The organism is Neobacillus novalis NBRC 102450 (assembly GCF_001591805.1).
GTDB lineage: Bacteria > Bacillota > Bacilli > Bacillales > Cytobacillaceae > Neobacillus > Neobacillus novalis.
Genome location: NZ_BCVP01000012.1, coordinates 147,201 through 172,723 on the forward strand (window position 1 = coordinate 147,201; position 25,523 = coordinate 172,723).

Sequence of the window (25,523 nt, forward strand, 5' to 3'; positions counted from 1 at the left end):
TATTTTTGCCGAATTTTGCGCTTACCCAGGAAATTTTGCATATTTTCGTTCTAAGCGATTTAGCCTGACTTGAAGCTGTTCCGTAGTCAATTGGCCAGATAATTTGACTGTTTTTTTCGATTGCGTTCTGAACAAAATGGCCTTTTGACAGTAATCAATGGCTAGTTGGTAATCTTTTAATCTATGCTCATAGATTTTTGCAAGTTCTATACAAGCTTCCAAACTCATTCGGTTATCACCACAGTTGACAACATCCACGAACAATCTTCTTGCGACTTCCCAGTTACGTTCTTTTTTTCTCTGAAAGGCCAGGGTAAGCTTTGCCTGGAAGGAAGTCATATCACTGCCAGTCGTCAGTTTACCCAAAACTTGTTCCGCCTCACTCTTTTCTCCTAATGAGGCAAACCAGCGCCCCACTTCATAGGACTCAGGTCTTGACTGTAACGCATCGATCCCACATAGTTGAAAGGTGAGATGAGTATACAGCGTTACAAGTGATAAAATGTCCACTTCATTATGTTTTAAAATCCCAAGCATGCCATCAGGTGTCTTACTTTCAATAAAATCAAAATAAATCATCGGCGCCAAATATCCGGGAATATCATCAATTCTCTCTACTCCTAAAACTTCTTTTTCTACAACAGCTAATTTCAAACGTTCTAATTTATGCTTCCATAACCTTCTTGCACCATGGAATAAATCAAAATGGCCAAATGCTGGGAGCTTTGGGACATGTTCCCTCACGAGGGTATGCCTTGTTTTGACTTGCGGCCAGTCAAACGATTTTCCATTATAGGTGACTAGCGTTTTATAATTCACCTTTTCTAAAAAACTTTGATATAAAGGAACTTCGGCACCCGGGTGCGGCAGGATGTGCTGTCTTAATACAAGCTGTTCTCCAGAAACGCTGGCATAACCAAGGAGAAAGATGGTGTTACCTACCCCGCCGCCAAGTCCCGTCGTTTCTGTATCAAAGAAGAATAGTTCCTCTGCGAGATGCCCTCGTGCAGATAATGGGTGATTGATCGGACGCTTGTTCCAGATGTCCACCGCAGTAAGAAAATCCCGGAAACAATATTGTCCATGCTGCTGTGAAAGCGGGTATTTCACTTCCCTGATTAAGCAGTAATCTTGACCGAGGAAATAAGGGAACACCCCTTCTTGTTCCCAGCGCTCGAGGTATGGTACGTCAATCTTACCAGGATCAGACTGGTTATCGACTTTTACAGACTGGCTCGCCACGGATAAATGAGGCTTTAAGCGATTCAATTTACTTTTTAACGACATTACTGCACTTCCTTGTCCGATTCAGAAGGTTCTAAAAATGAATTAATAATTTTTAGTGTATCCTTTTTGGCTGTTTCACTTACCGTATCTGCTCCAATACATGATGGACAGCCGGATTCGCATGGACAGCGGTCAATCATTTTTTTTGTTTCGGCAAATACTTCTGACATCCCGCTGTGGATTTTTTCACTTAAGCCAATTCCTCCCGGATAACGATCATAAAAGAAAATCGTTGGCTTCTCATTATGGTCAGCCTTTACTTGCGGAATGACATGAATATCCTGCGGGTCGGCCATTACAAATAGCGGAGCAATATGATTTAACGCATGTGCGGCTCCTACCAGTCCTTGTTCAAGTCGTTCATGCCCGATATCAGCGAACGGCTTATTTAAAGAAATCCAAGCCGCATTCGTGTGAAGCTCTTCTTCAGGGAGATGGATTGGCCCTGACCCAATGTTTTCATGGGTCTCAAATTTAATTTTCTTAAAAATCGTTGCCATTGCCCGGACACTGACATCCCCAAAGCCAATTTCGGTATCATCAAAGGTTTGGAGCTTGTCCTCCTCTAATACCTTTAATTGGACAGCGAGGTTGGCATCGGTAAAATAGTCGACATCTACTTCCCTGACAAATGCCTTCTTTTCGTCCCAATCAAGCTTCTCAACTTGGAATTGTGTCCCTTGATGTAAATAAATGGCTTCATCATGGAGAAGCGTCATCGCAGAAAAGCGATCCATTTCCCCGATGACTTTTACATTTGCCACATCGGATTGGTCAACAATAATCACATTTTCCTGTGAAGCCGATCGTAAACTAATGTTATGTGCCGGAAAAGAATCGTTCATCCAATGCCATTTATTCCCGTTACGATAAAGGACTCGTTCCTCGGTTAAATACTCCAGCAATTCTTCCGTTTCGACCTTACCAAACTGCTCCCCAACTTTAAACGGAAGTTCATAGGCGGCACATTTCATATGATCAATTAAGATGATTAGATTATCCGGATTAATTCGGGCTGTTTCCGGGCTTTTATTAAAAAAGTAATCAGGGTTCTGGATGATATACTGATCGAGCGGACTTGAGCTGGCGACCATGATGACAAGGGCCTCCCCATGCCTTCTTCCTGCTCTTCCTGCCTGCTGCCATGCACTTGATATCGTACCTGGATAGCCCGTCATAATGCAGACCTGAAGCGCACCAATATCAACGCCTAACTCGAGTGCGTTCGTGCTGACGACCCCGTATATTTCACCAGACCGGAGTCCCTTCTCAATTTTTCTTCGTTCTGTTGGCAGATAGCCGCCCCGATAGCCCATAATGGATTTAGCCCCTAGTTGGTTTTTTACCAATTCCTGTAAGTAGGTCAAGATAATTTCGACCCTGACTCTGCTTCTGGCGAAAACAATCGTTTGAATTTTATTTTTTAATAGTTCACCGGCAATCTTCCGAACCTCTAAGGTGGCACTTCTTCTAATATTTAACGGCTTATTCACAATCGGCGGGTTATAAAAGAGAAAATGCTTCGTCCCGCTCGGCGAACCGTTGTTATCAATTAAGCTCATTGTCTCTTCCGTCAAGTTTTGTGCAAGCTCTAATGGATTGGCAATCGTCGCCGATGTACAAATAAACACAGGATTACTCCCATAATAATGGCAAATGCGTTTTAATCTTCTAATAACATTGGCAACATGGCTTCCAAATACGCCCCGATAGGTATGAAGCTCATCAATAACGACAAATTTAAGATTTTCAAACAATGATACCCATTTCGTATGATGCGGTAAAATGGCTGAATGGAGCATATCAGGGTTGGTAATGACCACATGCCCTGCCTTCCTTACCTTTTGGCGGATATTGGCTGGTGTATCTCCATCATACGTGTAGCTGTTAATATCGGCACCGGCCGCTTGAATAATTTCATTGATTTCACTCTTCTGATCCTGTGCCAGCGCTTTTGTCGGGAACATATAAAGAGCTCTCGCACTCGGATTCGCTAGAATCGTTTGTAGAACAGGAAGATTGTAGCAGAGTGTTTTTCCCGAAGCCGTCGGTGTTACCGCAACAATACTTCTACCTTCTAGAATCTGATCATATGCAGACCTTTGATGGGAATAAAGCTGTTCAATTCCCCGGCTCTCAAGCGCTTTTCTTAAAAGCGGATCTAAGTCTTCAGGCATTGGAACGGATTGTGCCGGTTTCTCTTCGATTGTTTGCCAGGTAACGATATTTTCTTTAAAGTCATCATTTATTTGTAATTCTGCCAGTATTTCCGGCAGGCTTTTTTTTATCTTCATCATCCTCACCCCAATACCTCTATTCTAGCGAATGAACGTTCGTGATAAAAGCAAAATACAAAATTTTTTCTTCCAAACAACTGGTATTATTTTCCATGAACAAAAGAAAACAACTTCGGCTCCTACTACATTAAATTAAAAATAAACTATTGGATGAATATTTGTTACAATAGATAGTAATTGAAAATAATTTGAGGGTGATAGAATGAGGATAGAAGAAATTAAAAAGGTACTTTCTGATTTCACTCTTTTTCGCGAATTAAATGAGTTTGAATTATCGAAGATTACCGATATTGCGATTGCAAGGGATTGGAAAAAGCAAAGCCATGTTTTCCTCCAAGGGGACCCGCTTGAAAACGTCTATTTTATTTATGATGGAAAAATCAAAATTTACAAAAGTGATATCAATGGCAAAGAGCAGATTGTCGCCATCATGAAAAAGGGTGAGATGTTTCCCCATGTCGGCTTTTTCAGAAAAGGGGATTACCCTGCCTATGCAGAGGTGCTTGAACCATCTAAGCTGATTGCCGTGCCGATTTCCCAATTCGAAACGGTTCTGATTGAAAATCCTGAGTTATGTATTAAGGTGTTTAAGGTGCTTGGCGAGAAAATTGTTGATCTGCAAAACCGGCTTGAGGAACAAATTCTTAATAATACTTATGAACAAATTATCAAATTACTTATCCGGATTGCGCAGAAACACGGTGAGGAACAAGACGATGGGACCATTCTTCTAAAGTCCGAATTTACCAACAAGGATTTAGCCAATATGATTGGAACGACGAGAGAAACGATTAGCCGGACATTAACAAAAATGAAAAAAGAAGAATTAATTGAAGTAGATGATGAAGGAAACATGATTGTCGATGTTGAGATTCTTATGGAAGAAATCAATCTTATCTAAAAAACTACCGCAGCCACTAGGCTGCGGTTCTTTACATTATTTTATAGACAGCTGAAGCATTTCTTCGATATCTTCTTTTGCTGTACCAATCAATTTTAAATTAAAGGTATCTTGGAGGACTTGCAATACTCCTTCCGAGATAAATTCAGGCGGTTTTGGCCCAATACGGATATCCTTGATTCCTAAGCTGAACAGCCCGAGCAGAATCGCTACTGCTTTTTGCTCAAACCAAGATAGAACAATACTAACTGGAAGTTCATTTACTTCACAACCAAACGCATCCGCTAACGCCATTGCAATTTTCACAGTTGAGCCTGAATTGTTGCACTGGCCTAAATCGATGTAACGAGGAATCTCTGTTCCTGGAACAACACCGTAGTCAACGTCATTGAAACGGAATTTACCGCAGGACGTTGTCAAAATTACCGTTTCCGGCGGTAATGATGTTGCCAGTTCACGATAGTAATCACCGCCATGTCCAGGTGCATCACAGCCGGCTATGACAAAGAACCGTTTAATTTTCCCAGCCTTGACGGCGTCAATGACTTCAGGTGCAATCCCTAGGACCGTTTCATGATGGAAGCCTGTGAGCAATGTTTCATCTGAATCGATTGCCGCTTCAGGAAGCTCTAATGCCCTGTCAATTAACGGGGCAAAATCATCGTTAATAATTTTTTCAACATTTTCAAGTCCTGCCACTTCATATGTAAACATTCTGTCCGCATAGGTTCCTTTGATTGGCATTACGCAATTGGTTGTTGCTAGAATCGCGCCTGGGAATTGTTCGAAAAGACGGCGTTGGTCATACCAAGCTTTGCCGATATTGCCTTTCAAGTGAGAATATTTTTTTAACGCCGGATAGCCATGGGCAGGAAGCATTTCAGAGTGAGTATAAATATTGATTCCTTTACCTTCTGTTTGCTTCAATAATTCCTCTAAGGCAAACAGATTATGCCCTGTAACGACGATACATTTGCCCTCAATTTTGTTTTGACTAACACGAATAGGCTCAGGGATCCCTAATCGCTTTGTGTGCGCCTCATCGAGCATTTCCATTACCCGGACAGCTGCCTCCCCTACTTTCATCGCCATGTCGATATGTTCTTGAACATTGAAGTTGGAGTTCGTTAATGTTAAATAGAGTGCTTCATGTGTTGTCGTATCAACAAAGCTGTCTGTAATCCCTAGTTGATTTGCATGTGTACGATAGGCCGCAATCCCTTTTAATCCAAAAATAATTGTGTCTTGTAAGCTTGCAATTGTTTCATCTTTACCACAAACGCCCATGATTGTACATCCACCTGATGGAGTTTGTTCACATTGATAACAGAACATATAGTTTCCTCGCTTTCCATTAAATTACCGCTAAAGCATATAAATTTTAGCAACTAATTAATGTGATGTTTATCACAAAGAAACAAGTTGTAATAAATCGTTCAAAAAGTTATTGCAATAATATGACGGCACCTACCTAGTTCTTACAGCATATGATAAGGAGTGAAATAATGGAAAGAGAGGGAATGTTAATGTCATCCATGCCTCCAAATGAAAAAAACAACCCTAAAAAGCCGTTGCCTGAACCTTTTCGTGATTTGGTGAAATCAATGAACGATTTCTTCACAGATAAACCAGTCCGTGGGTTTTTACAATCGATTGATGATTTTTTCAATACACCATTTCCCGCTGCAGCTGGTTTTCCTGTAAATTCAGTTGAAACTGGGAAGGAACATATTATTACTGCTGAGCTTCCCGGTGTTAAAAGAGAACAAATTCATTTAAATATTACCGGGAACTATTTAACCATTTCTGTTGAAAATAATGAATTAGAAACCGAAGAAGACGACCACAACCAAGTTTATCGCCGCAAGTTTATGCGGCAGCAATCATCAAGAACGATTTCCCTTCCACATGCGATTAATGAAAAAAAGGTAAAGGCTTCTTACCGAGATGGTTTATTACAAATTCGCATCCCACAAGAAAAAGGCAAGATTATTGAAATTGAGGAATAGGAAAAGACGGCTATTTCGATAGCCGTCTTTTTCGAGAGATAAGAATGTACAAATTTCGACTTCGAGAATTGTCCAGCTCCAGCACCCTAACGGCTAGTGTCCTTCCGCTCTCCGCCCTACGATAAGTCAACATCGGGTAGCGAAGCTCACCGTGTTTCCTTTATCTCAGTTGGAGTGCTCCAGGCCATACGCCGCTGAACAGGGCGCTTGTGCTTTTCTTATTATACTTTGAAGATTCCCCCAAATCCTTTGACAAGGGATGAGACCTGGGTTACTGCATTCATCATTGTGCCCGCGGTATTGACCATTTTATTCACATCCACTTTCCCATCCTGTGACTTGAAGGAATTCATAAATGATTGCACGCCGCCGGGGTTTTTTGGCATATTAATTTGTTTGGGGTAAGGGTTCATCATTGGATAACCATTCATTGGCATGTATGGTTGATGGTTAACTTTGTCTTCCTTTGGTACAAGTGGATTGTGGAATAAAAATTGTGAATCCTTTTGCATGTATGGCTGGTTAGGGTTGATCATATTTTGGGGGTTAAATCCCGGTTTAAAGGTTTGACCATGGTGCTGGTATTGCGGGTAGTAGGAATTTTGTTGTTGGTAAGCCATCCACTCGTAATTTTGCGGCTGCGTTTGATAATGATGCGGCTGATTACGATTTACATTTAAAGGCTGCTGACTCCCATGGTAACCAATTGGAACTTGGTGCATCATTTGCCCCGATAATCCATAATTTAAATAGTTATTTGGTCTTTTATTACCAAGCATGGGCAAACATCTCCTCTTTATATTCTCTATTACACATTATGAAGGGAAGAAATGAAAGGTGCTTATTTTGAAACTTAGTACAATGTCTAATTAAGGGGAATCCTGTCTAAAGTTTAAATATTTGAAAAACTAAGCTTTTCCATTATTTCGTGTTACGATGGAAAAAATGATGAAGGAGGAGCTATATAATGGATATTCGTGAATTAAAAAGCAAATTTATTCAAAGTCGGGATTACAATACAGATGATGTTAACGCACTAATGGATTTTGCTAAGAAAGCTTATATTCAAAACGAAATTAGCATTAAAGAATATCGCCAGCTTGTTCGTGAACTTGAAAACCAAGGCGCAGTAATACCTGAAATCGATATTGAAAACTCCCTCATCGAAAATACTTGAACAAGATAAAAGAGATGCTGTTAGGCATCTCTTTTATCTTTCCCAACCTCTTTTAGAATTTCCTGGAGGAAGAATTCTACGGTTCGATTGGTATCTAAGAATCTCTTTTTACTAGTGTTCGAAAAAAAACACTGTATGGAAAGCAGTTCAATATGTTCTGTTGTCGTGTCAATTTGCTTTAAATGTATATGCTTGGGTGAAGTTTCTGCGAGCCACTTTATCATAATTCCTTTCCACTGCTCAGTTAATGCCTTAACTTCATCGGCAAACGGTTTAATGACCTCATGAAAATCTTTAGTTATTCCTGTTTCCCGTGCCTCCTGATAATACTCTAAAAATAAACGATTATGCTGGAGAAGAGTTTCTGTAATGTGGATGATTTCTTCAGACATCATATCTTTATCCCCTCCTATAAAAGAAAAAAGCAGCAATAATAACTTGTGCTGCTTTCATTCAATACCACTATTTTGCCGCAATTAATATCCTAATTCAAGCTTTAATGTTTTTGAAAGCTGATTTGGATTGAAATCTGGAATTTCTTCATTATATATTGGGTCGATCTTTTTTAATGCCTTTTCCATAAAAGCTAGTTTTTGTATCGGGACAATTAATTTACCTTGTTCTTCCATGTTCAAATGAACGCGTTGCTCGGAGAAAGATGCCTCGAGAACGGACTCCAATTCTTCTAATTGATCGTATATTCCTGTCAGCATGGTCAGCAGTTTTTCCTTATTAGCCAATGGCTTATTCATTTTAAAAAAACCCTCCTCGCACTATTTTATTAGGTAGTATTCTCCTTCTTTAATCCGCTTCCTTCTTGCTTGACAAAACTAGAAGCAATTCGTCAAAGATAGTGTTAATACTGCCTCTACAAGATGACAGTTCGACATAATCCCTAATTCGCATGAAAAAACACAAAATCGTACAAGCTATAATCGGAGGTGTTATTATGTCCAACAAGAAAAAACAAACCAATAAACAAACACAATCAGAAGCAGAAAAAAGAGTTGGCTACGGTGATAAAAAAATGGAAGGGCCAGATCGTCCTTCAACATAACAAGAATAAAAAAAGCAAGGGATGCCTTGCTTTTTTTATTCCCATTTTTTCAACTGTAATACTTTTTGGATTGAGAGTAGTAATTGAAGCTGGTTCGACTTAGCGAAGTACCAGTCAGTAAGATGGATGGGGTGCTGATGCCTTACAGGGAAATATAGCCATACTGGGGAAACCTTTCTTCGCAAACTCCAATCATCAAAAACATGCTGATGATGAGCAATAACCGGGAAGCTCGTTCGCAGCATCGGTGTGTTCCGAACGGTCATTGTTTTGAAATATTGTTCATAATCATACCTTGAACCGGTATGCGGTGTTTTTTCCGCGAATTCAAAAAAATAAGGAAAAAGCCGGGGATGGAAAAGAATCTCGGCAAGTCTTTTTCCTAAGTTTATTCTCTTCGAAAGAGATTTGAAGCCATTGACACTAGCCCCATAGACTTCGCCACCACAGGTTGGAAACAAGACACAGCTAAAATGGAGCCAGTCCTGTAAGGAAAAAATCAGTGAACGGAATACCTTTTTCTTATAAACAGGATGATCGATTACTGGTGTTTGAATCACATTTTGCTCATTAATGATTAAAGCGGTTGTAAGCCTATCCTTGTCGTTTTCTTTCCAATATCTTTGCCATTCTTTTTGAATAAATGATGAAACATTGAAATATGGAAGTAAATGAAACATTGGCCGATTTATTTTCGTCGAATATTGATAGACCAATAATTGCGGGTATACATCGTGAAAAATGAGCCAATTAGCTCGCTCATACGTTAAGAAAAGCTGCTTTCTTGTTTTAGCTGCGATCAAATGGGGAAATATTGAACCTGCAAGGTCACACATATTCCAGCCCCCATTTCTTGAGACCATACTTGCAAGGAAAGACCAAATTATATCCGGATTATTCTTAAAATAGGCTAGATAGGCAGCGGTTCTAGAAATATTATCGATATTCTTTTTATCCGTTTCACTTTGAATTTGACGAATGATTGTCTGTTCCTGTATCGTAAAATGATTCATAGTATCTTCCCTTACGATTTTTTTAATAGAATATAAGTCAGATGGCTTTATCCTTTTACGAAAATTGAATCATGCTTAACTTTGACAAACACGGTACAATTTATATTAGGGTGTGCCTGCAAAGGTTTTTTATACACGCCAATCTCGCAAAGATTTGATATGATAGGGAATAGTTTGAGAGGTGCAAAACATGGACTTTAACTATCCAAACGGAAAAAGGTACACACCAAATGAAATTGGGACTGCTAGAACTGGGGGAAATAGAAAAAACAGCTCATATAGTAACCGCGGTATGACACTTGAGGATGATTTAAACGAAACGAATGAATTTTACCGAGAAAGAAAAATTGCCGTCATTCATAAAAAACCGACACCAGTGCAAATCGTCCAGGTTGATTATCCTAATCGCAGTGCAGCAGTCATTAAAGAAGCCTATTTTAAACTTGCTTCAACTACCGACTATAACGGCGTCTATAAAGGAAAATATATTGATTTTGAAGCAAAGGAAACACAGAACCCAACCTCTTTTCCATTAAAAAATTTTCATCAGCATCAAATCCAGCATATGGAGGAAGTCGTTAATCAAGGAGGCATTTGTTTTGTTATTCTGCGCTTTTCAAGGTTCGAGCAGGTTTATTTGCTTGAAGCCAAACACTTGTTAACCTTTTGGGAAAGAATGGCCAATGGGGGAAGAAAATCAATCACAAAAGAAGAAATTGAACAACAGGGTCATCACATTCCACTTGGATATCAACCAAGAATTGACTATATTAAAATCATAGATAGATTTTAACCATTTTACATAATGGTTAGAGGTTAGAAAGGAAGGAAATTAAATGGCTGAACAATATAAATCAAGAGAGGAGCGCCGAAAGAAACTCCAATCCAATGGAAAGCCAAAAGCCAAGAAAAAAAAGGGCGGGATTTTTAAGAAAATTTTTCTGAGCCTTGTTGTTCTTGGAATCGTTGGTATTTTGACTGGAGTTGGTGCTTTCGCCTATTTAGTAAAGGATGCTCCCAAACTTGACCCAAAATTATTAAAAGACCCCATCCCTTCGAAGATTTTAGATAAAGATCAAAAACTGTTGGTAGAAGTGGGTGCCGTTAATCGCGAATATGTAAACTATAAGGATATACCTAAGGTACTTGAAAATGCCGTTATCGCAACTGAAGATTATCGTTTTTACAAACACCACGGGATTGACCCGATCCGCCTCGGCGGTGCTGTTTTGGCCAATTTCCAGCGTGGATTTGGTGCAGAAGGCGGCAGTACGATTACACAACAGGTTGTTAAAAATGTATTTTTAACGCAGGATAAAACCGTAAAACGAAAAGTTCAGGAGGCCTGGCTTTCTTATAAACTTGAGCAACAATATACAAAGACTCAAATTTTCGAAATGTATGTGAATAAAGTCTACGTATCTCGAAACAGCAATGGACTGGCTACGGCAGCAAAAATCTATTATGGCAAAACATTAAATGAGTTAACGTTAGCAGAGGCTGCGCAAATTGCCGGGATGCCGCAAAGCCCAAACAATTACAATCCATTTGACCATCCAGATTTAGCTGAGAAAAGACGAAATATCGTTTTAACATTAATGGAGCAGCATGGATTTATTTCAAAACAAGAAATGGAAGAAGCAAAAAAAGTTTCCGTTGCAGCCACTGTATTGAAACCAGATCAGCGTACTGTGGACGAAAAGCCTTTCGATTCTTTTGTCGATGCGGTTATTGATGAAGTGAAGGAAAATACTGATCTTGATATTTTTACAGATGGGTTAACGATTTATACGACATTAGATCAAAATGCCCAAAAATATGTTTATAATATGCTTAACACAAATGAGATTATTAATTACCCTGATGAGGAATTCCAGGCTGGCATTTCCCTTCTTGATACGAAGACGGGGGAAATCCGCGCCATTGGCGGCGGCAGGAACCAACAGGTAAAGCGCGGCTTTAACTATGCGACTGACACTAGGCGTCAGCCGGGATCTACTATCAAACCCGTGCTTGATTATGGCCCAGCAATTGAACACTTAAATTGGGGAACCTTTGAAATGATTGAGGATAAACCAATGACCTATTCCAACGGGAAGAAGTTTGGAAACTGGAACCAAACATATATGGGGCCAATGACAATTAGAACGGCTCTGCAATTATCTCGAAATACCCCCGCAGTCCAGGCATTACAACAGGTTGGTTTGGATAAAGCGAAGGATTTTGCAAACAATCTTGGGATTCCTTTAAAAGAAATTTCTGAAGCATATGCCATAGGCGGCTTTGAAACGGGTGTTTCGCCGCTTCAAATGGCCGGTGCTTACAGTGCTTTTGGTAATAAGGGCATATACACAACGCCGCATGCAGTCACGAAAATAAAATTGCGCGATGGAACGGAAATAAGCACTGCACCGGAACCAAAGGTGGTCATGAAGGATTCAACCGCCTTCATGGTTAGCGATATGCTAAAAAGCGTTCTCGTCTCCCCTGGGACAGGAACAAAGGCAAAAGTCCCAGGCCTTCCGATTGCCGGTAAAACCGGGACAACGAACTATACCGCTGAAGATATGGAAAAATATAATATCAAGTCCAGCTCTGTCCCTGACGCATGGTTTGCTGGCTATACGACCAATTACACTGCTGCTGTTTGGACGGGATATAAGGACATGAAAACACCCATTTCAACAGTTGAAGGCCGAAGCATTGCCCAGTTACTTTTTAAAAATGTAATGTCCTATGTCTCAAAGGATATCGACACTCCTGATTTCACAATGCCCAATAGTGTAGAAAAGGTCAGAATTGAAAAAGGCTCGATGCCGCCAGTCCTTGCAGGGGAATTCACACCGGCTAGTGAAGTAATAACCGAATATGCTGTCAAAGGACATTCACCAAAAAAAGTATCAGAGAAATATAACAAACTTGAGTCTCCGGTTAATGCTGCAGCGAAATATGACGAAGGCAAAAAGGAAATTACCTTATCTTGGGATTACAAAACGGGTAATGATAATGTAACCTTCGATGTAACCGTTGATAACGGGGCTGGTCCAAAACACTTCCCAGTAACAGGTAATACTTTAACCGTCCCTGATATAGTTCCAGGAACTAAGTATACCTTTACAATTGTCGCGATTCGCGGCGATAAAAAGAGCGACCCGGCCACAGCTGCGATTGACATACCAAAACCAGTTGATGAAGATAATCAAGAGAATGACAATGGTAATGATAATGGCAATGGCAATGGCAATGGTCAGGGCAATGACCAAGGGAATGATAATGGAAATGATAATGGAAATGATAAAGGCAACGGGAATGGAAATGATAACGGAAAAGGGAATGGCGGGAACCAGGGTAATCCCGGCGATACCATCCCTCCCGTTACTCCCCCCCCTGGAAACCCAACAGGAGGCCAAGGTTCAGGATCCCGTGAATCTTAAAGTAAAAAAAATCGTCTAGGCCTTTGGCCTGGACGATTTTTTCATAATCCTATTCTTTACAAACAATTTTTCTTGTTCAACCATCAATTCCGACAACTGTCGAAATGAATGATATAGGCTTGGACGAGACTTAATAAACGCTAATCTCTCCTCAATATTAACCGGCTTTAAATCAAATTGATTTAAAGGAATACTTGCACCTAAGGACACTGGGTGTCCGTTTGAAAGAAATAATAATCGCACATATAAATTAATTCCCTGCTCCATCAATTCCTGAGTGCTTCCGAGATGACGTTCACGGAATAATGCCTCCAGCTGTTCTCTCGTAGTGCGCCATTCCACTAGTAACTCTGATACTTCCCGTTCTTGATTACCCATTAACGGCAGCCTTCGCTTTCATCCGTTTCTTCCCTTCTCTGCACAGCTCTAACAATGGGCAGCTTGGGCATTGAGGGTTTTGCGCCTTACAATGATACCTGCCAAAGAAAATTAACCGGTGATGGGTCACAGACCACTCCTCAGCCGGAATTTTTCTCATCAGTGTCTTTTCTACTTCCAGCACTGAATCCTTCCAGCGGCAAATCCCCAGCCGCTTACTCACCCTTTCAACATGGGTATCGACCGCAATCGCCGGGATGTTAAAAGCCACCGACACGACCACATTGGCTGTTTTCCTGCCCACACCAGGCAGCTTGGTCAATTCATCACGATCTATCGGGATTTCGCCGCCATATTCATCTAGAACCATCCGGCAAAGGCTTTGAATATTTTTCGCCTTATTTCGATAAAGACCGATCGAACGAATATCATTTTGCAATTCTTCAATTGAAACCTGTAAATAGTCTTCAGGTGTTTTATATTTTTCAAACAAATCTTTCGTGACCTTATTGACTAAGACATCCGTGCATTGTGCCGATAAAGACACTGCAATGATAAGTTCAAATGGATTAGCATGATTTAATTCACAATGGGCTTCCGGAAACATTTCACCCATTTGATCCATACAATAACGGATTTCAGTATTATTAAGCATATGATCACCCCTTCAACAAAATAAAAACGAGGGGGTCTTCCCTCGTCATGATGATTATTGTTCGAGCCAATTATAAAAAGGGACAGAAGACTTCTGGGATTCAACTTTTGGATTCATCTTTTGTGTTTGCTTTTGACGGAATTTTTGTCCGTGGCTTTTCGCCTGCTCAATCGTTCTAATTCCACTTTTCTTCCATTCAAAAAGAATTCTATCAATATAGCGGAAATTTAATTTTCCCGACATTACGGCTTCCCTTAGCGCAGCTTTAATAATGATAGGATCATGATGATCGTCATCCATCCACATCCCAAGGGACTCACATTCAAAGGGAGATAACGGGCGGCCAAATTCCTTTTCAAAACAAGTATATAGATCGGTCTCTTCAGCCTTCTTATCCATTTCTTTATTTGTTTTGTTGTTTATTAGGAACTGGTCTACGAGTTTTTCCCACAAAGGTTTCACCGAATATTTTTCAAAACGAATGCCTTCATTCGAATATTCATCAGTGATTTCAATAAAGCCTCTTTGAATCAGCCTTCTAAGCATTTCGTTACAGTCTGACACGGAAATCGTCATCCGTGCTGAAAGTTCTTCTGGAGTAGGAAATTCATGTCCCTTTTCTAAAAAGGTTAGAATATTTAATAAAAGAACAAGTTCAATTTCATTTAAATTAAGTTTACGATACTCAGAAAATAATAAAGCAGGAACGATAATATTACCTTCCTGGAGCCATGATAATATGTTTGATTTCATCTTTAGGACACCTCCTGATAAGTATACCATGAACAAACAATTCGAGTAAGAAGATTGGGTATCCATCTTTGGAAAGCAAAAAGCCTGCCATGTGCAGACTTTTTGCCAAACCTCTTAAGAAGATTATATCTTAACTTTCGCTGCAACAAACTGGTGTATTCTGGAAACTGCATTTTCTAATTGCTCTAATGAAGTCGCATAGGATATGCGTATATTATCAGGTGTGCCAAAACCTGACCCAGGAATGACGGCTACTTTCGCTTCTACTAGTAATGCCTCGGCAAAATCATCGACATGAGAAAAACCAGTCATCTCGGCGGCTGCCCTAACATTTGGATAAAGATAAAAAGCCCCTTGCGGCTTAACACAAGTAAAGCCAGGTATAGCTACTAATTTATCATAAATAATCGCTAATCTTTTTTCAAATGCCAGACGCATTTCCCGAACAGCCTCTTGCGGACCATTGTAGGCAGCGATTGCCGCATATTGAGCGGTCGTTGTAGGATTTGAAGTACTATGACTCGCTAAGTTAGTCATCGCTTCAATCACCTGTTTATTGCCGGCAGCATAGCCAATTCTCCAGCCAGTCATGGAATGTGACTTGGATACACCGTTAATGATAATCGTTTGCTCTTTAAGCTCTGATGAAAGTTCGGCAATCGAAACATGCCGAGCCTCTCCGTAAATAAGCTTTTCATAAATTTCATCAGAAACGATTAAAATGTTTTCCTCAAGACAAATTTTTCCTAGTTCCAGCAGCTCTTCCGCTGTATACAAAACACCTGTTGGATTGCTGGGAGAATTGATAATAACAGCTTTTGTTTTGGTTGTAATTGCACTAACTAGTTGTTCCGGTGTAATCTTAAACTGATTTTGTTCGAGTCCGTCAATGTAAACAGGAACTCCGCCCGCTAGTTTGACTTGTTCAGGATAACTGACCCAATAAGGAGCAGGAATAATAACCTCATCACCATCGTTTATCAGCACCTGAAACAAGGTATAAAGTGCGTGCTTTGCCCCGTTACCGACAATGATTTCATTCGGTTTATAGCTAAGCCCTTGATCGGTTTCAAACTTCTTGATGATCGCCTTTTTAAGGGCAGGTAATCCTGCTGAAGGAGTGTACTTTGTATGCCCCTCATTCATTGAACGATAGGCTGCCTCCAAAATATGGTTAGGTGTATTAAAGTCCGGCTCCCCGGCACCTAACCCAATGACATCTACTCCCTGTTCCTTTAATTCCTTTGCTTTAGCCGTAATGGCTAATGTTGAAGAAGGGGTTAATGCCAGTACCCTATCTGCTAATTCTATTTCCATTCCTCTTCCTCCCGTCTCCAGTGATGCTATAGGTTCTCAATCTTTTTCAGCCACTCACCAGTTTCAAAGTCAATATAATAATAATTTATTAAATTATTTTCAGAACGGTAATAAATTTCCCATAATGGGATATTTTTTTCCATTCCCAACCGGACTGAGATGATTTTTTGGGGGTTTTTTTCTTCTAATAATTTTTGAATGGCTTCCTCTTTAGATAGACCATCACTTGCTTTTTTTACAATCAGATTCTTACTCTTTTCGGGAATCCAAATGATAATTTCTTCGCCCTTTTTATCTTTCCCTTCAATTACATCAACTGTTTCTAAGCCGCTATAAATATGAAAATCTACCACTTTGCTTAATGCAGTCTTTTCATTTGCCAGCGCGACAGCCTTTATTTCAGCGGCTTTTACAGGTTCCACTGATGAAAAATATACTTTTATCGAAATTCCCAAAACAACTACAATGAATAACACGAGAAATAAAATCCATTTTTTCATTTAATCACTTCTTTATGTACGATATATGGTAAAAATCGCTTTATTTTGATCTTCTTTATCAAGGGCTAGTCCAAACATGAGGTCCTTATCTTTTAAGCTTCGATTAAGGGCATCAACAACCTTATACAAATCCGGACTATACTGGATTTTAACTGTTGAAATAATATCAATTTTACTTTCCATCCATATTCTCCTCTTTTTCTAGAATCTTCTCAATTATTATAACAGGAATATACCTTTAACGGATGGTGATTCACGGCTAATATAGATGATTTTTTTTATGAAAGCCTGCACTTATTCTTCCGGCATGATTGGGATGGTAATGACTTCATAATTTGTTTTAGTTAATTTAATCGTTGTCGCAGCCTGTTTTTTTGTTAAATAAATCTCAGACCATGTATCATGCAAATCATCAAGGATGTCACGATCGAGCTTTTGCTTTTCTTCTGCAAAAAGGATGGATATTTGCGGATTAAGATATTCAATCAATTTTCCGGATAAAGAGTCTTCCCTAGTATAATGCGGAAGCTTGAAAATATTGACATCCTTGAGATTTTTCTTAAGGAGGATTTGCTCTGATTGATGGCTAAATGAACTCATCAAAAAAATTGTATGTTTAAAAAATTGCAGAGTCAAATCCATGCCTTCATCTTGTTCATGGCCACTGAACTGGACTTCAGCCGTCATCTGCGGGAGAATTTCCTTCTTTGCCCCTGACCCCCAAGGTAAGATTGAAATTTGTTTTATTTGCTCTAAATTTCCTGTCAGTTGGTTGGAAATCTCTCGCGTAGTAATTATTTCTTTAATGTTATATTTAGCTATCAGCTGATTGAGTTTATCGAAAGATAGTTCCTGTCCGTTGTTTGTCAGAAATAAGGCTGAGATTTCTTTTACACCATAAAGACTTAACCAAGCTTCCAATTCTGCTTTTGTCCCTTTACCCCCGGCATTAACTAATATATTTTTATCATTTGGGCCTTGGAGCAATATTGCTTCCCCTTTAGTAAAACCCAAAAAAGACACAGCTGCCTCATCTTCCTTTAACTTTAAATCAATATTTTCCACTTTTTCGGAAATAAATGGTTCTGCCTGTACGGAAAAAGTGCCTGTAACAAATATGGTCATTAACAATAACAATATTCTCATTCACAACCCTCCCATTTATTTACTTATAGGATGTGATGAATTTCCAATATTATCATAACCAAGAATGAATCAACTCAACCAATTCATTAATCGTTCCATTTTTAACAGGGATAGACGGGATTGATTTCAAAAAAGCTTTCCCGTATTTGGTCGTAACAATGCGACGATCAAATACAATCATAATTCCACGGTCTTTTTCGGTACGAATCAAGCGCCCAAATCCTTGCTTAAAGCGAAGAATCGCTTCTGGCAGGGAGTATTCTGAAAAGGCATTTCCGCCCTGCTCACTAATTAATTGGCATTTCGCCTCAGTAAGCGGCTCCTCCGGTGAACTAAACGGGAGCCTGACGATAATAAGGCAAGATAAATCTTCACCTGGGATGTCAACACCTTCCCAAAAACTACTTGTCCCCAGTAATATCGCCTTATCATAGCGCTGAAAATTCCGTGTTAGCCGTGTACGGCTGCCACTGGTAATTCCTTGGGCTATCAGAACATAATCATTTAGAAAGCCGCTTTCTTTAATGAGCTCATATGTTTTCTTCAGCATGTCATAAGCCGTAAACAGGAGCAGCATTCTTCCTTTTGTCGCTTCAGCAATCGTGATAATATGCTCAGTTATCGCAATGACATATTCATCCAACGTAACCGAATTTATGGCAGGCAAATCTTCAGGAATAAATAGTTGAACCTGATTTTTATATTCAAATGGTGAAGGAATCGATTGTTGAACAGTTACATCACCATTAAGACCTAATTCTTTCATGATATAGCTAAAAGAATGATTAACAGTTAGAGTGGCAGAAGTAATGACAACGGCCTTTTTTACTTGAAAAAATTTTTCTCTAAGCTGATCTGCCACAAAAGCAGGCTGCGCCAAAAAGGTGGTGATATTTTGTGGTGATCGGGTATCCATTTCAATCCATTTTACTTCCTTGGATTCTTTTAAGAAGCACTTCATCACTGTATTCCTTAACTCCGCCAGTTCCTGGCCGAATAAATAGAGTTCTTCCAATTTATTCTTTTCTGCCGCTGATAAGGTACCCTTCGCTCCCTTAATTGATTCGAGGCGGTCCATTATAGCTGAATGTAAATCTTTCAGTAAAAAAGCAGCCCTTTCCGCACTATGAACAAGTGCATTTCTTTCTTTCTCGCTGTCAAAATGAGTAAATCGAACTTTTATTCGATTAAAGCCTTTTTTATTTGTCAGCTTCGCTTTTGCATAAATGGCAATTAGCTTAAAAAATTCATCCATTTCATAGGTAAGGTCGATGACCATTTGGTTCAACTCAAAGGTATGAGGCAGTTTTGCCTTTTGTCTAGGGATGGCCGAAAGTAACCCTTCCATTTCATAAAAGAGTTGTTTTTGTTCATAAAGTCCAAATTGACCGATCATCAGCCTCGCAGATAGGTAGTCCAGAGAATGGCCAAAAAACTGGCTTGCCACTTTCTCTAGGTGATGGCCTTCATCAATGATGACATATTCAAAGGCAGGTAAGATGGAGCCTTCTCCTTTAATATCACTTAATAACAAAGAATGGTTGGTAATTATTATATCTGCCGCTTTTGCATCCCTTTTTGCTTTTAGATAAAAATCCTTTTCCTTCCATTCTTCTTTCTGTGAAAAAATAGGCGCTTCATTTTTGATTTTATTCCAGTAAATAAACCCACCGCTTGAAAGATTTAATTCATCTTTATCACCGGTTTCTGTTTCAGTCAGCCAGACGAGAATTTGCATTTTTGTTAAGATGGTATCATAATTATCGTTTTCATCCATCAATGTCTGCGAAAACTTTTCTAAACTTAAATAATGGTTTCTTCCCTTAAGAAGTACCGAGTTTATTTTAAAGGGAAGGATTTTTTCCAAAAGTGGAATTTCCTTTTTTAGAAGTTGTTCTTGCAGTTGAATCGTATGTGTACTGACGACAATTGGAACTTTTGATTGTTTTGAAAACCAGGCAGCCGGGAGCAGGTAGCCAAGCGATTTTCCTACCCCGGTTCCTGCTTCGATTAGGGTATGATTTTTATTATGAAATGCTTGATAAACAGTGTCCATCATCCTAAATTGGCCAGTCCTTTTCTCAAAGAACTCGAGGCCTTGCTTGACAACCCCAATTTTTTCTTTATCAGTTGATGGGTACAGAAAATCTATCTTGTATGCTTCGTCATTTTCCCCTAATGGAGTCCGTTTCTTTAATGCTAAATTTCGATACATTTCAATAGAATTGAGGAATTCCTCTGCGTCCATATTCTTATTAGTTGTTATTTCATCGAGCATCTGCTGCAAATCGCTTTTTAGCCCGCCTGATAACTGTGTAAGCTGCTTAAGCGTTATGAGCGGCAGCGATGATAATCGTTTTAGCAGAATAAGAAATAATTCGGCGGTAACCTGGGCATCGCTATCAGCCTGATGCGGGCGGTCATGCTGCAGGTTTTCTTTCTCCGCTAAATCTGTAAGCTTATAACCATCAGCTGTAGGAAACAGAATTCTTGCCATTTCCACCGTATCAAGAACAGAACCATAAAATCCTTCAAATCCGGCTTGGATTAATTCTTCTTGAAGAAATGATAAATCAAAAAGCACATTATGCGCCACAAAATAAGCCCCGTCAAGCATAGACATGACCTTCTCTGATATTTCAGCAAACAACGGGGCATTCTTGACCATTTCATCATTAATCCCGGTCAATTCTTCGATAAAAGCCGGAATCGATTTTTGCGGATTAATTAGTGACGAATATCTATCCGTGATGATTCCATTTTCAATGACTACAGCACCAAATTGAATGATTTTATCGCCCTTTTTCGGCAAGTTCCCCGTTGTTTCCAAATCAATTACAACAAATTTATCTGACATTCCATTAACACCCCGGACTTTCGTTCATTAAACGGTATCATAAAAAAACAAAAAAGAAAACAAACATACCCGGCAAGTATAAAGAAAACTCGCCGATTGGCGAGCCCGTTAGGGCGAAGACAGAAGCGTAGTTGCACTTATGCGACATAGGAAAGTGTAAATTTGAAAAAAATTTATACTTTCCTATTAGCAAAAAAATCCCCGGAAATCGGGGACTTACATAACTGTGAGTGCGGGTTCTTTATGGATAAGTTCTTTAATGCGATTGTTTTCATCCATGATCGCGACTCGAGGATTGTGAGCGGCTACCTTTTCTTCCGCTACAATCGCATATGAAATAATGATAACGATATCCCCTTCTTGGACAAGGCGGGCTGCCGCGCCATTTAGGCAAACAACACCGCTTCCTCTTTCACCGGGAATAATATAGGTTTCAAGCCGGGCACCATTGTTGTTATTGACAATTTGGACTTTTTCATTCGCTATCATGCCTACAGCGTCTAAAATATCCTCATCTATGGTAATACTGCCAACGTAATTTAAATTAGCTTCTGTCACGATTGCTCGATGGATCTTTCCGTTCATCATAGTACGAAACAAACGTATTCCTCCCCTGTTGTCACTTTTTCAAGTCTAGTCTAGCTGAATAATGAAATTATCGATTAAGCGAACCTTAGTAAATTTTACAGCGAGTGCAATGATTATGGAACCCTCTATTTTTTCCAATGGTTTTAACCTTGGATAAGAGAAAATTTCAACATAATCAATTTTTCCGTTTGATTCACTTGTAATCATTCCACTGATTAATTCCATTAATCGAGAAGGACTTTGTTCCCCTTGGTCAATTGCTTCTTTTGCCACTACTAAGCTTTTATAAAGCACTGCTGCCTGAATTCGTTCCTCAGGTAAGAGATTGACATTACGGGAGCTTTTTGCCAGCCCATCCTGTTCGCGAACAATGTCGACGGCAATAAGCTCGACTGGAAAATTAAAATCAGAAATTAAACCGTCAATGACCGCCACCTGCTGTGCATCCTTTTTACCGAAATAGGCTCTATCCGGCATCACAATGTTAAATAATTTTGTGATGACAGTTGCAACACCGTCAAAATGACCGGGACGGGATTTCCCGCATAAAACATCGGTCCGTTCTTGAACCGTCACTCTTACAGATAAGTCATTGGGATACATTTCTTCCACTGACGGGTAAAAAAGGTAATCAACCTGCTCACTTTCGGCTAAGGCCTGGTCACGCTTAAAATCGCGGGGATATTCCGCATAATCCTCTGTTGGGCCGAACTGTAAAGGATTGACAAAAATACTAATGACGACAATATCATTTTCCTGCCTTGCTTCCTTTATCAGGGTTAAATGACCTTCATGGAGAAATCCCATTGTTGGGACAAAGCCAATCGATTTTCCTAACCCCTTTTGTTTCACGATTTCTTCCTTTATTTCCTTAATGGTGGTAATAACCTTCATTCTTTGCCTCCATATAATACCTTTAGTTCCTCTTCCTTCATCGTAAAGGTATGTTTATCTTCCGGAAACTGATTATTTTTCACATCTGCTGCATAAGCTTGAATCGATTCAATCATAAACGGATTTACGGAATGGTATTGTTTGACAAACTTCGGCACTCGTTCCACACCATAGCCTAAAATATCATGATAGACAAGCACCTGGCCATCCACACTGATTCCCGCTCCAATCCCAATCACAGGAATGGAAATGGACTTTGCCACTTCCTCTGCCAGCTGCTTCGGTACACATTCCAAGACAACAGCAAAGGCACCTGCTTCTTCACACCCTTTTGCATCTTCGAGTAACTTTTTCGCTGCATGCGCATCCTTGCCTTGAACCTTATAGCCACCCAAAACACCGACTGATTGCGGTGTTAAACCAAGGTGGGCACAAACTGGAATCCCGGCTTTTGTAAGGGCCGAGATTTTTTCAATAACCTCGTCAGCTCCTTCAAGTTTTACAGCGTGAGCGCCTGTCTCCTGAATGAGTCTTCCTGCGTTTATTAATGTATCTCTAACTGATAGATGGTAGGTCAAGAACGGCATATCTACGACAATAAATGTATCTTTTGCTCCGCGTTTAACGGCTTTCGTGTGATGAATCATATCCTCAACTGTTACTGGGATAGTAGAATCGTAACCTAGAACCACCATTCCAAGTGAGTCGCCAACTAAAATAACGTCAACTCCCCCCTGTTCTGCTTGTTTAGCAGATGGATAATCGTAGGCTGTTAACATGACAATCTTTTCGTTCTTTTCCTTCATTTTCAAAAAATCTGTTGTCTGCTTCATCTTTTTCCCTCCTTTTATAATGGGAGAGGCGATAAAACGAATTCGAAGAGCAAATAAAAAGATCCTTCTGAAGGCAGAGGATCTTTGTTACTCTTTTGCGTGTTCCATCCCTCTGTCCCGGTCCGTAAAAACGGATCTAGGCAGAAACCTTTTTAATTGTTATCACAAGACGGTGCAGTTCCCAGGGATACTGCCCATTGAAATTATCATACAAAATGTACATACTACATGCAAGGAATATTAATCTTACTGATACGATTCATAGTTCGATATCTGCTGAATAAACATGGTGAATGACACCAGATTGGTCCTTTATTTTTAAAACACCTTCATCGGTGATTCCCAGTGCTGTTCCTTCAATTACATTTGTTAACGTTCTCGCTTTCAGTTCCTTGCCGATACTGACTGCATAGCTTTCCCAGAGAAGCTTAATCGGAAAAAAGCCTTGCTTTAAATAGAGTAGATACAGTTTTTCAAAATGTTTAAAAACACTTCTAATTAACGCAGCCCGGGAAATTGTCTCCCCTTTTTCAATCGAAAGTGAACTGGCTATTTCCTGGAGCTCATCTGGAAATTCCTCTTTCCGCTGGTTGACGTTAATGCCAATGCCAATAATAATGGAATGAATTCTGTCTGCTTCTGCCTGCAGTTCTGTTAAGATTCCCGTTACCTTTTTTCCATGCAGTAAGATATCATTGGGCCACTTTATTTCAGGCTGCAGCCCTGTTATTTCTTCCATCGCTTGAACAACAGCTACAGCCGTTAATAGTGTCAACTGCGGGGCATTGGTCAGCGGGATATTCGGCCTAAGAATTAAACTCATCCAAATGCCTGTATATTTTGGCGAATGCCAAATTCTATTCATTCTGCCTTTACCGGATCTTTGCTCTTCCGCAATAATTACTGTTCCTTCCGGTACATCCTCGGATGCGAACTTATGGGCAATTTTTTGTGTCGATTCCACACTTTCTTGATAGTGGATGTTCCTGCCGATGAATTCAGTTGTCAAGCCAAGTCTTATTTCATCGGCGGTTATCTTTTCCGGTGTTTTTAGAATCCGATAGCCTCTATTTCGAACAGCTTCTAATTCAAAGCCTTCTTTCCTTAATTCCTCAATGTGCTTCCACACAGCTGTCCTTGAGCAGCCAATTACCTCAGCAAGATGCTGCCCGGATAAATAGACGTCGCCGGCTTTAGTAAAGGCATCGAGTAACTCTTTTCTTAATTCGGACTGCACGTCAATAGCCACTCCTTAATCTTTTGTTTATTATTTTCCAATTCCCCTGCCACGATTGCCGCTTCTATCCTCAATAGCGTCACTTTCAGCCAGGGGCCGCCGCTTTTATCGAGCCATTTCATCACATCGTTTCCTGTGACATTTATGTCAGCGACATGCTTGATTGGCAGATTCTCGTACAGGTCTAACCAATGATCCATTGAATCCGTTTCACGTATCCCGTTAATAACCACGTATAGCTTTTCAACGGATAGGATGTTGTCATGGCCCGCCCTATACAAATCATAAACGGACCATTCATGCTGTAGTCTTTTTTCTAGGAAGAGCAGCATTTTCTGTATCTCTCTTATGTCTTTAATTGGCATGCGCCACTCTCTTAAAAATGTCCCCGCCGACTTTTCCTTTATTTCTAAACAAAAAAGCAATATTGACCACATTTCATTTTTATTTAGACTTTCACATTGAAAGTTTAACAATTGTTTTAATTGCCGTTTCTTAGTCGCCAAACCCGGCAAATAAAGAAATAGATTCGTATCAAGCAAAACCTTGATGGCTTCCTTCTGATTCTTGCCATTTAAAAGTTTTTCAAACTCTGCTTTTTTTCTTTCCACAGCAATATTCTTAAGTAAATCAATCTGTTTGATTAATGCCTTTATCGTATCCTTTTCAATAGTAAAAGCGAGCTGGCTTAAAAAACGAACCGCACGCAACATTCTTAACGCATCTTCACCGAACCGTTCTTCTGCCTTACCAACTGTTTGAATTATTTTATCTCTGATCGCAGTCTGTCCATCAAAGGGGTCAATTAGTTTTCCATTTCGGTCCATCGCAATCGCATTCATTGTAAAATCCCTGCGCTTTAAGTCCTCTTGAAGATTACGGATAAACGCTACCTCTTTTGGGCGGCGATAGTCCTGATATTCCGCTTCCGTTCTAAAGGTGGTAACTTCATACGAGCCGCCGTTAAATAACACAAGCACCGTTCCATGCTCAATTCCAATATCGACCGTTTTCGGAAAGATTGCTTTCACTTCATCAGGTGTTGCTGATGCAGCAATATCTACATCGCTAATCCTTCTCTTTAAAAGGTAATCCCTAACGGAACCGCCAACGAAATAGGCTTCATAGCCGGCATCCTCTAATTTCCTTAACACAGGATTGGCTGATAAAAAAGGTTCTATCATCATACG

At 39.8% G+C, this 25,523-nt stretch carries 26 protein-coding genes; 6 read left to right on the forward strand and 20 right to left on the reverse strand.

From position 1 onward, the window contains the following. Positions 1 to 21 precede the first annotated feature (21 nt). Both BANVL01_RS11035 and BANVL01_RS11040 read right to left on the reverse strand, forming a co-directional pair. Positions 22 to 1,287 carry a ribonuclease H-like domain-containing protein gene (locus BANVL01_RS11035; RefSeq protein ID WP_066089176.1) on the reverse strand — a complete coding sequence of 422 codons (1,266 nt, stop codon included), beginning with the start codon at positions 1,285 to 1,287 and terminating at the stop codon, positions 22 to 24. Continuing rightward, positions 1,287 to 3,581 carry a DEAD/DEAH box helicase gene (locus tag BANVL01_RS11040; RefSeq protein ID WP_066089179.1) on the reverse strand — a complete coding sequence of 765 codons (2,295 nt, stop codon included), beginning with the start codon at positions 3,579 to 3,581 and terminating at the stop codon, positions 1,287 to 1,289. Before BANVL01_RS11040 ends, BANVL01_RS11035 begins: the two co-directional genes overlap by 1 nt. Positions 3,582 to 3,786: 205 nt before the next feature. Here BANVL01_RS11040 and BANVL01_RS11045 point away from each other — a divergent pair, with 205 nt between their 5' ends. Further along, positions 3,787 to 4,485 carry a Crp/Fnr family transcriptional regulator gene (locus BANVL01_RS11045; protein ID WP_066089181.1) on the forward strand — a complete coding sequence of 233 codons (699 nt, stop codon included), beginning with the start codon at positions 3,787 to 3,789 and terminating at the stop codon, positions 4,483 to 4,485. Between the two features lie 36 nt (positions 4,486 to 4,521). On the opposite strand, the gene hcp is transcribed toward BANVL01_RS11045, so the two are convergent. Then, on the reverse strand, positions 4,522 to 5,820 hold the full coding sequence (gene hcp, locus BANVL01_RS11050) for a hydroxylamine reductase (RefSeq protein ID WP_066089184.1): 1,299 nt from the start codon (positions 5,818 to 5,820) through the stop codon (positions 4,522 to 4,524). Positions 5,821 to 5,990: 170 nt separating this feature from the next. On the opposite strand from hcp, the gene BANVL01_RS11055 reads away from it, so the two are divergent. Beyond that, positions 5,991 to 6,494 (forward strand): Hsp20/alpha crystallin family protein, encoded by a 504-nt coding sequence (locus BANVL01_RS11055; RefSeq protein WP_235845534.1) that lies wholly within the window; start codon positions 5,991 to 5,993, stop codon positions 6,492 to 6,494. A gap of 221 nt (positions 6,495 to 6,715) precedes the next feature. Here the strand turns inward: BANVL01_RS11055 and BANVL01_RS26720 are convergent, their stop codons facing one another. After that, entirely contained in the window at positions 6,716 to 7,273 is a 558-nt protein-coding gene (locus BANVL01_RS26720; protein WP_082804953.1) for a YppG family protein, read from the reverse strand. A 188-nt stretch (positions 7,274 to 7,461) separates the two neighbouring features. On the opposite strand from BANVL01_RS26720, the gene yppF reads away from it, so the two are divergent. Next, positions 7,462 to 7,671, forward strand: coding sequence for a YppF family protein (yppF, locus tag BANVL01_RS11065; protein WP_066089185.1), 210 nt, complete (start codon positions 7,462 to 7,464; stop codon positions 7,669 to 7,671). A gap of 20 nt (positions 7,672 to 7,691) precedes the next feature. On the opposite strand, the gene BANVL01_RS11070 is transcribed toward yppF, so the two are convergent. Then, positions 7,692 to 8,066 (reverse strand): YppE family protein, encoded by a 375-nt coding sequence (locus BANVL01_RS11070; protein ID WP_066089188.1) that lies wholly within the window; start codon positions 8,064 to 8,066, stop codon positions 7,692 to 7,694. An 81-nt stretch (positions 8,067 to 8,147) separates the two neighbouring features. Beyond that, complete coding sequence (locus BANVL01_RS11075; RefSeq protein ID WP_066089191.1) at positions 8,148 to 8,423, reverse strand: hypothetical protein; 276 nt, start codon at positions 8,421 to 8,423, stop codon at positions 8,148 to 8,150. A 152-nt stretch (positions 8,424 to 8,575) separates the two neighbouring features. Here BANVL01_RS11075 and BANVL01_RS27765 point away from each other — a divergent pair, with 152 nt between their 5' ends. Continuing rightward, entirely contained in the window at positions 8,576 to 8,728 is a 153-nt protein-coding gene (locus tag BANVL01_RS27765) for a hypothetical protein (RefSeq protein ID WP_156487447.1), read from the forward strand. A 35-nt stretch (positions 8,729 to 8,763) separates the two neighbouring features. Here the strand turns inward: BANVL01_RS27765 and BANVL01_RS11080 are convergent, their stop codons facing one another. Then, positions 8,764 to 9,741 carry a DUF2515 domain-containing protein gene (locus BANVL01_RS11080; RefSeq protein ID WP_066089194.1) on the reverse strand — a complete coding sequence of 326 codons (978 nt, stop codon included), beginning with the start codon at positions 9,739 to 9,741 and terminating at the stop codon, positions 8,764 to 8,766. A 190-nt stretch (positions 9,742 to 9,931) separates the two neighbouring features. Between BANVL01_RS11080 and recU the strand changes: the two genes are divergently transcribed. Together recU and BANVL01_RS11090 are read left to right on the forward strand one after the other, a co-directional pair. Continuing rightward, the gene (gene recU / locus BANVL01_RS11085; RefSeq protein WP_066089197.1) at positions 9,932 to 10,534 is read left to right on the forward strand and encodes a Holliday junction resolvase RecU; all 603 of its coding nucleotides are present in this window, start codon (positions 9,932 to 9,934) and stop codon (positions 10,532 to 10,534) included. Between the two features lie 43 nt (positions 10,535 to 10,577). Continuing rightward, positions 10,578 to 13,175: a PBP1A family penicillin-binding protein gene (locus BANVL01_RS11090; protein WP_066089200.1), complete on the forward strand. Its 2,598-nt coding sequence runs from the start codon at positions 10,578 to 10,580 to the stop codon at positions 13,173 to 13,175. Between the two features lie 15 nt (positions 13,176 to 13,190). Here the strand turns inward: BANVL01_RS11090 and BANVL01_RS11095 are convergent, their stop codons facing one another. From BANVL01_RS11095 to BANVL01_RS11150, 13 genes are all read right to left on the reverse strand, one after another. Further along, positions 13,191 to 13,553, reverse strand: a complete 363-nt coding sequence (locus tag BANVL01_RS11095; protein ID WP_066089203.1) for a YpoC family protein — start codon at positions 13,551 to 13,553, stop codon at positions 13,191 to 13,193. After that, positions 13,546 to 14,208: an endonuclease III gene (nth, locus tag BANVL01_RS11100; protein WP_066089208.1), complete on the reverse strand. Its 663-nt coding sequence runs from the start codon at positions 14,206 to 14,208 to the stop codon at positions 13,546 to 13,548. The genes BANVL01_RS11095 and nth overlap by 8 nt, the downstream gene beginning before the upstream one ends. Positions 14,209 to 14,262: 54 nt before the next feature. After that, complete coding sequence (locus BANVL01_RS11105; RefSeq protein WP_066089212.1) at positions 14,263 to 14,961, reverse strand: DnaD domain-containing protein; 699 nt, start codon at positions 14,959 to 14,961, stop codon at positions 14,263 to 14,265. Positions 14,962 to 15,084: 123 nt separating this feature from the next. Next, complete coding sequence (locus BANVL01_RS11110) at positions 15,085 to 16,272, reverse strand: pyridoxal phosphate-dependent aminotransferase (protein WP_066096708.1); 1,188 nt, start codon at positions 16,270 to 16,272, stop codon at positions 15,085 to 15,087. Between the two features lie 32 nt (positions 16,273 to 16,304). After that, positions 16,305 to 16,778 carry a cell wall elongation regulator TseB-like domain-containing protein gene (locus BANVL01_RS11115; protein WP_066089215.1) on the reverse strand — a complete coding sequence of 158 codons (474 nt, stop codon included), beginning with the start codon at positions 16,776 to 16,778 and terminating at the stop codon, positions 16,305 to 16,307. 12 nt (positions 16,779 to 16,790) lie between these two features. Continuing rightward, entirely contained in the window at positions 16,791 to 16,961 is a 171-nt protein-coding gene (locus BANVL01_RS26725; protein WP_066089216.1) for a YpmA family protein, read from the reverse strand. A gap of 111 nt (positions 16,962 to 17,072) precedes the next feature. Continuing rightward, positions 17,073 to 17,924 (reverse strand): ComEC/Rec2 family competence protein, encoded by an 852-nt coding sequence (locus BANVL01_RS11120; RefSeq protein WP_066089220.1) that lies wholly within the window; start codon positions 17,922 to 17,924, stop codon positions 17,073 to 17,075. Positions 17,925 to 17,976: 52 nt separating this feature from the next. Then, positions 17,977 to 20,781 (reverse strand): ATP-dependent DNA helicase DinG, encoded by a 2,805-nt coding sequence (gene dinG / locus BANVL01_RS11125; RefSeq protein ID WP_066089223.1) that lies wholly within the window; start codon positions 20,779 to 20,781, stop codon positions 17,977 to 17,979. Between the two features lie 216 nt (positions 20,782 to 20,997). Then, a complete protein-coding gene (gene panD, locus BANVL01_RS11130) occupies positions 20,998 to 21,381 on the reverse strand; it encodes an aspartate 1-decarboxylase (protein ID WP_066089226.1) in 384 nt (127 codons plus the stop codon). Positions 21,382 to 21,414: 33 nt separating this feature from the next. Then, positions 21,415 to 22,263 (reverse strand): pantoate--beta-alanine ligase, encoded by an 849-nt coding sequence (gene panC, locus BANVL01_RS11135; RefSeq protein WP_066089229.1) that lies wholly within the window; start codon positions 22,261 to 22,263, stop codon positions 21,415 to 21,417. After that, positions 22,260 to 23,096: a 3-methyl-2-oxobutanoate hydroxymethyltransferase gene (gene panB / locus BANVL01_RS11140; protein ID WP_066089231.1), complete on the reverse strand. Its 837-nt coding sequence runs from the start codon at positions 23,094 to 23,096 to the stop codon at positions 22,260 to 22,262. Before panB ends, panC begins: the two co-directional genes overlap by 4 nt. Before the next feature lie 259 nt (positions 23,097 to 23,355). Next, a complete protein-coding gene (locus BANVL01_RS11145; RefSeq protein WP_066089234.1) occupies positions 23,356 to 24,333 on the reverse strand; it encodes a biotin--[acetyl-CoA-carboxylase] ligase in 978 nt (325 codons plus the stop codon). Further along, the gene (locus BANVL01_RS11150; protein WP_066089237.1) at positions 24,318 to 25,517 is read right to left on the reverse strand and encodes a CCA tRNA nucleotidyltransferase; all 1,200 of its coding nucleotides are present in this window, start codon (positions 25,515 to 25,517) and stop codon (positions 24,318 to 24,320) included. The genes BANVL01_RS11145 and BANVL01_RS11150 overlap by 16 nt, the downstream gene beginning before the upstream one ends. Positions 25,518 to 25,523 lie beyond the last annotated feature (6 nt).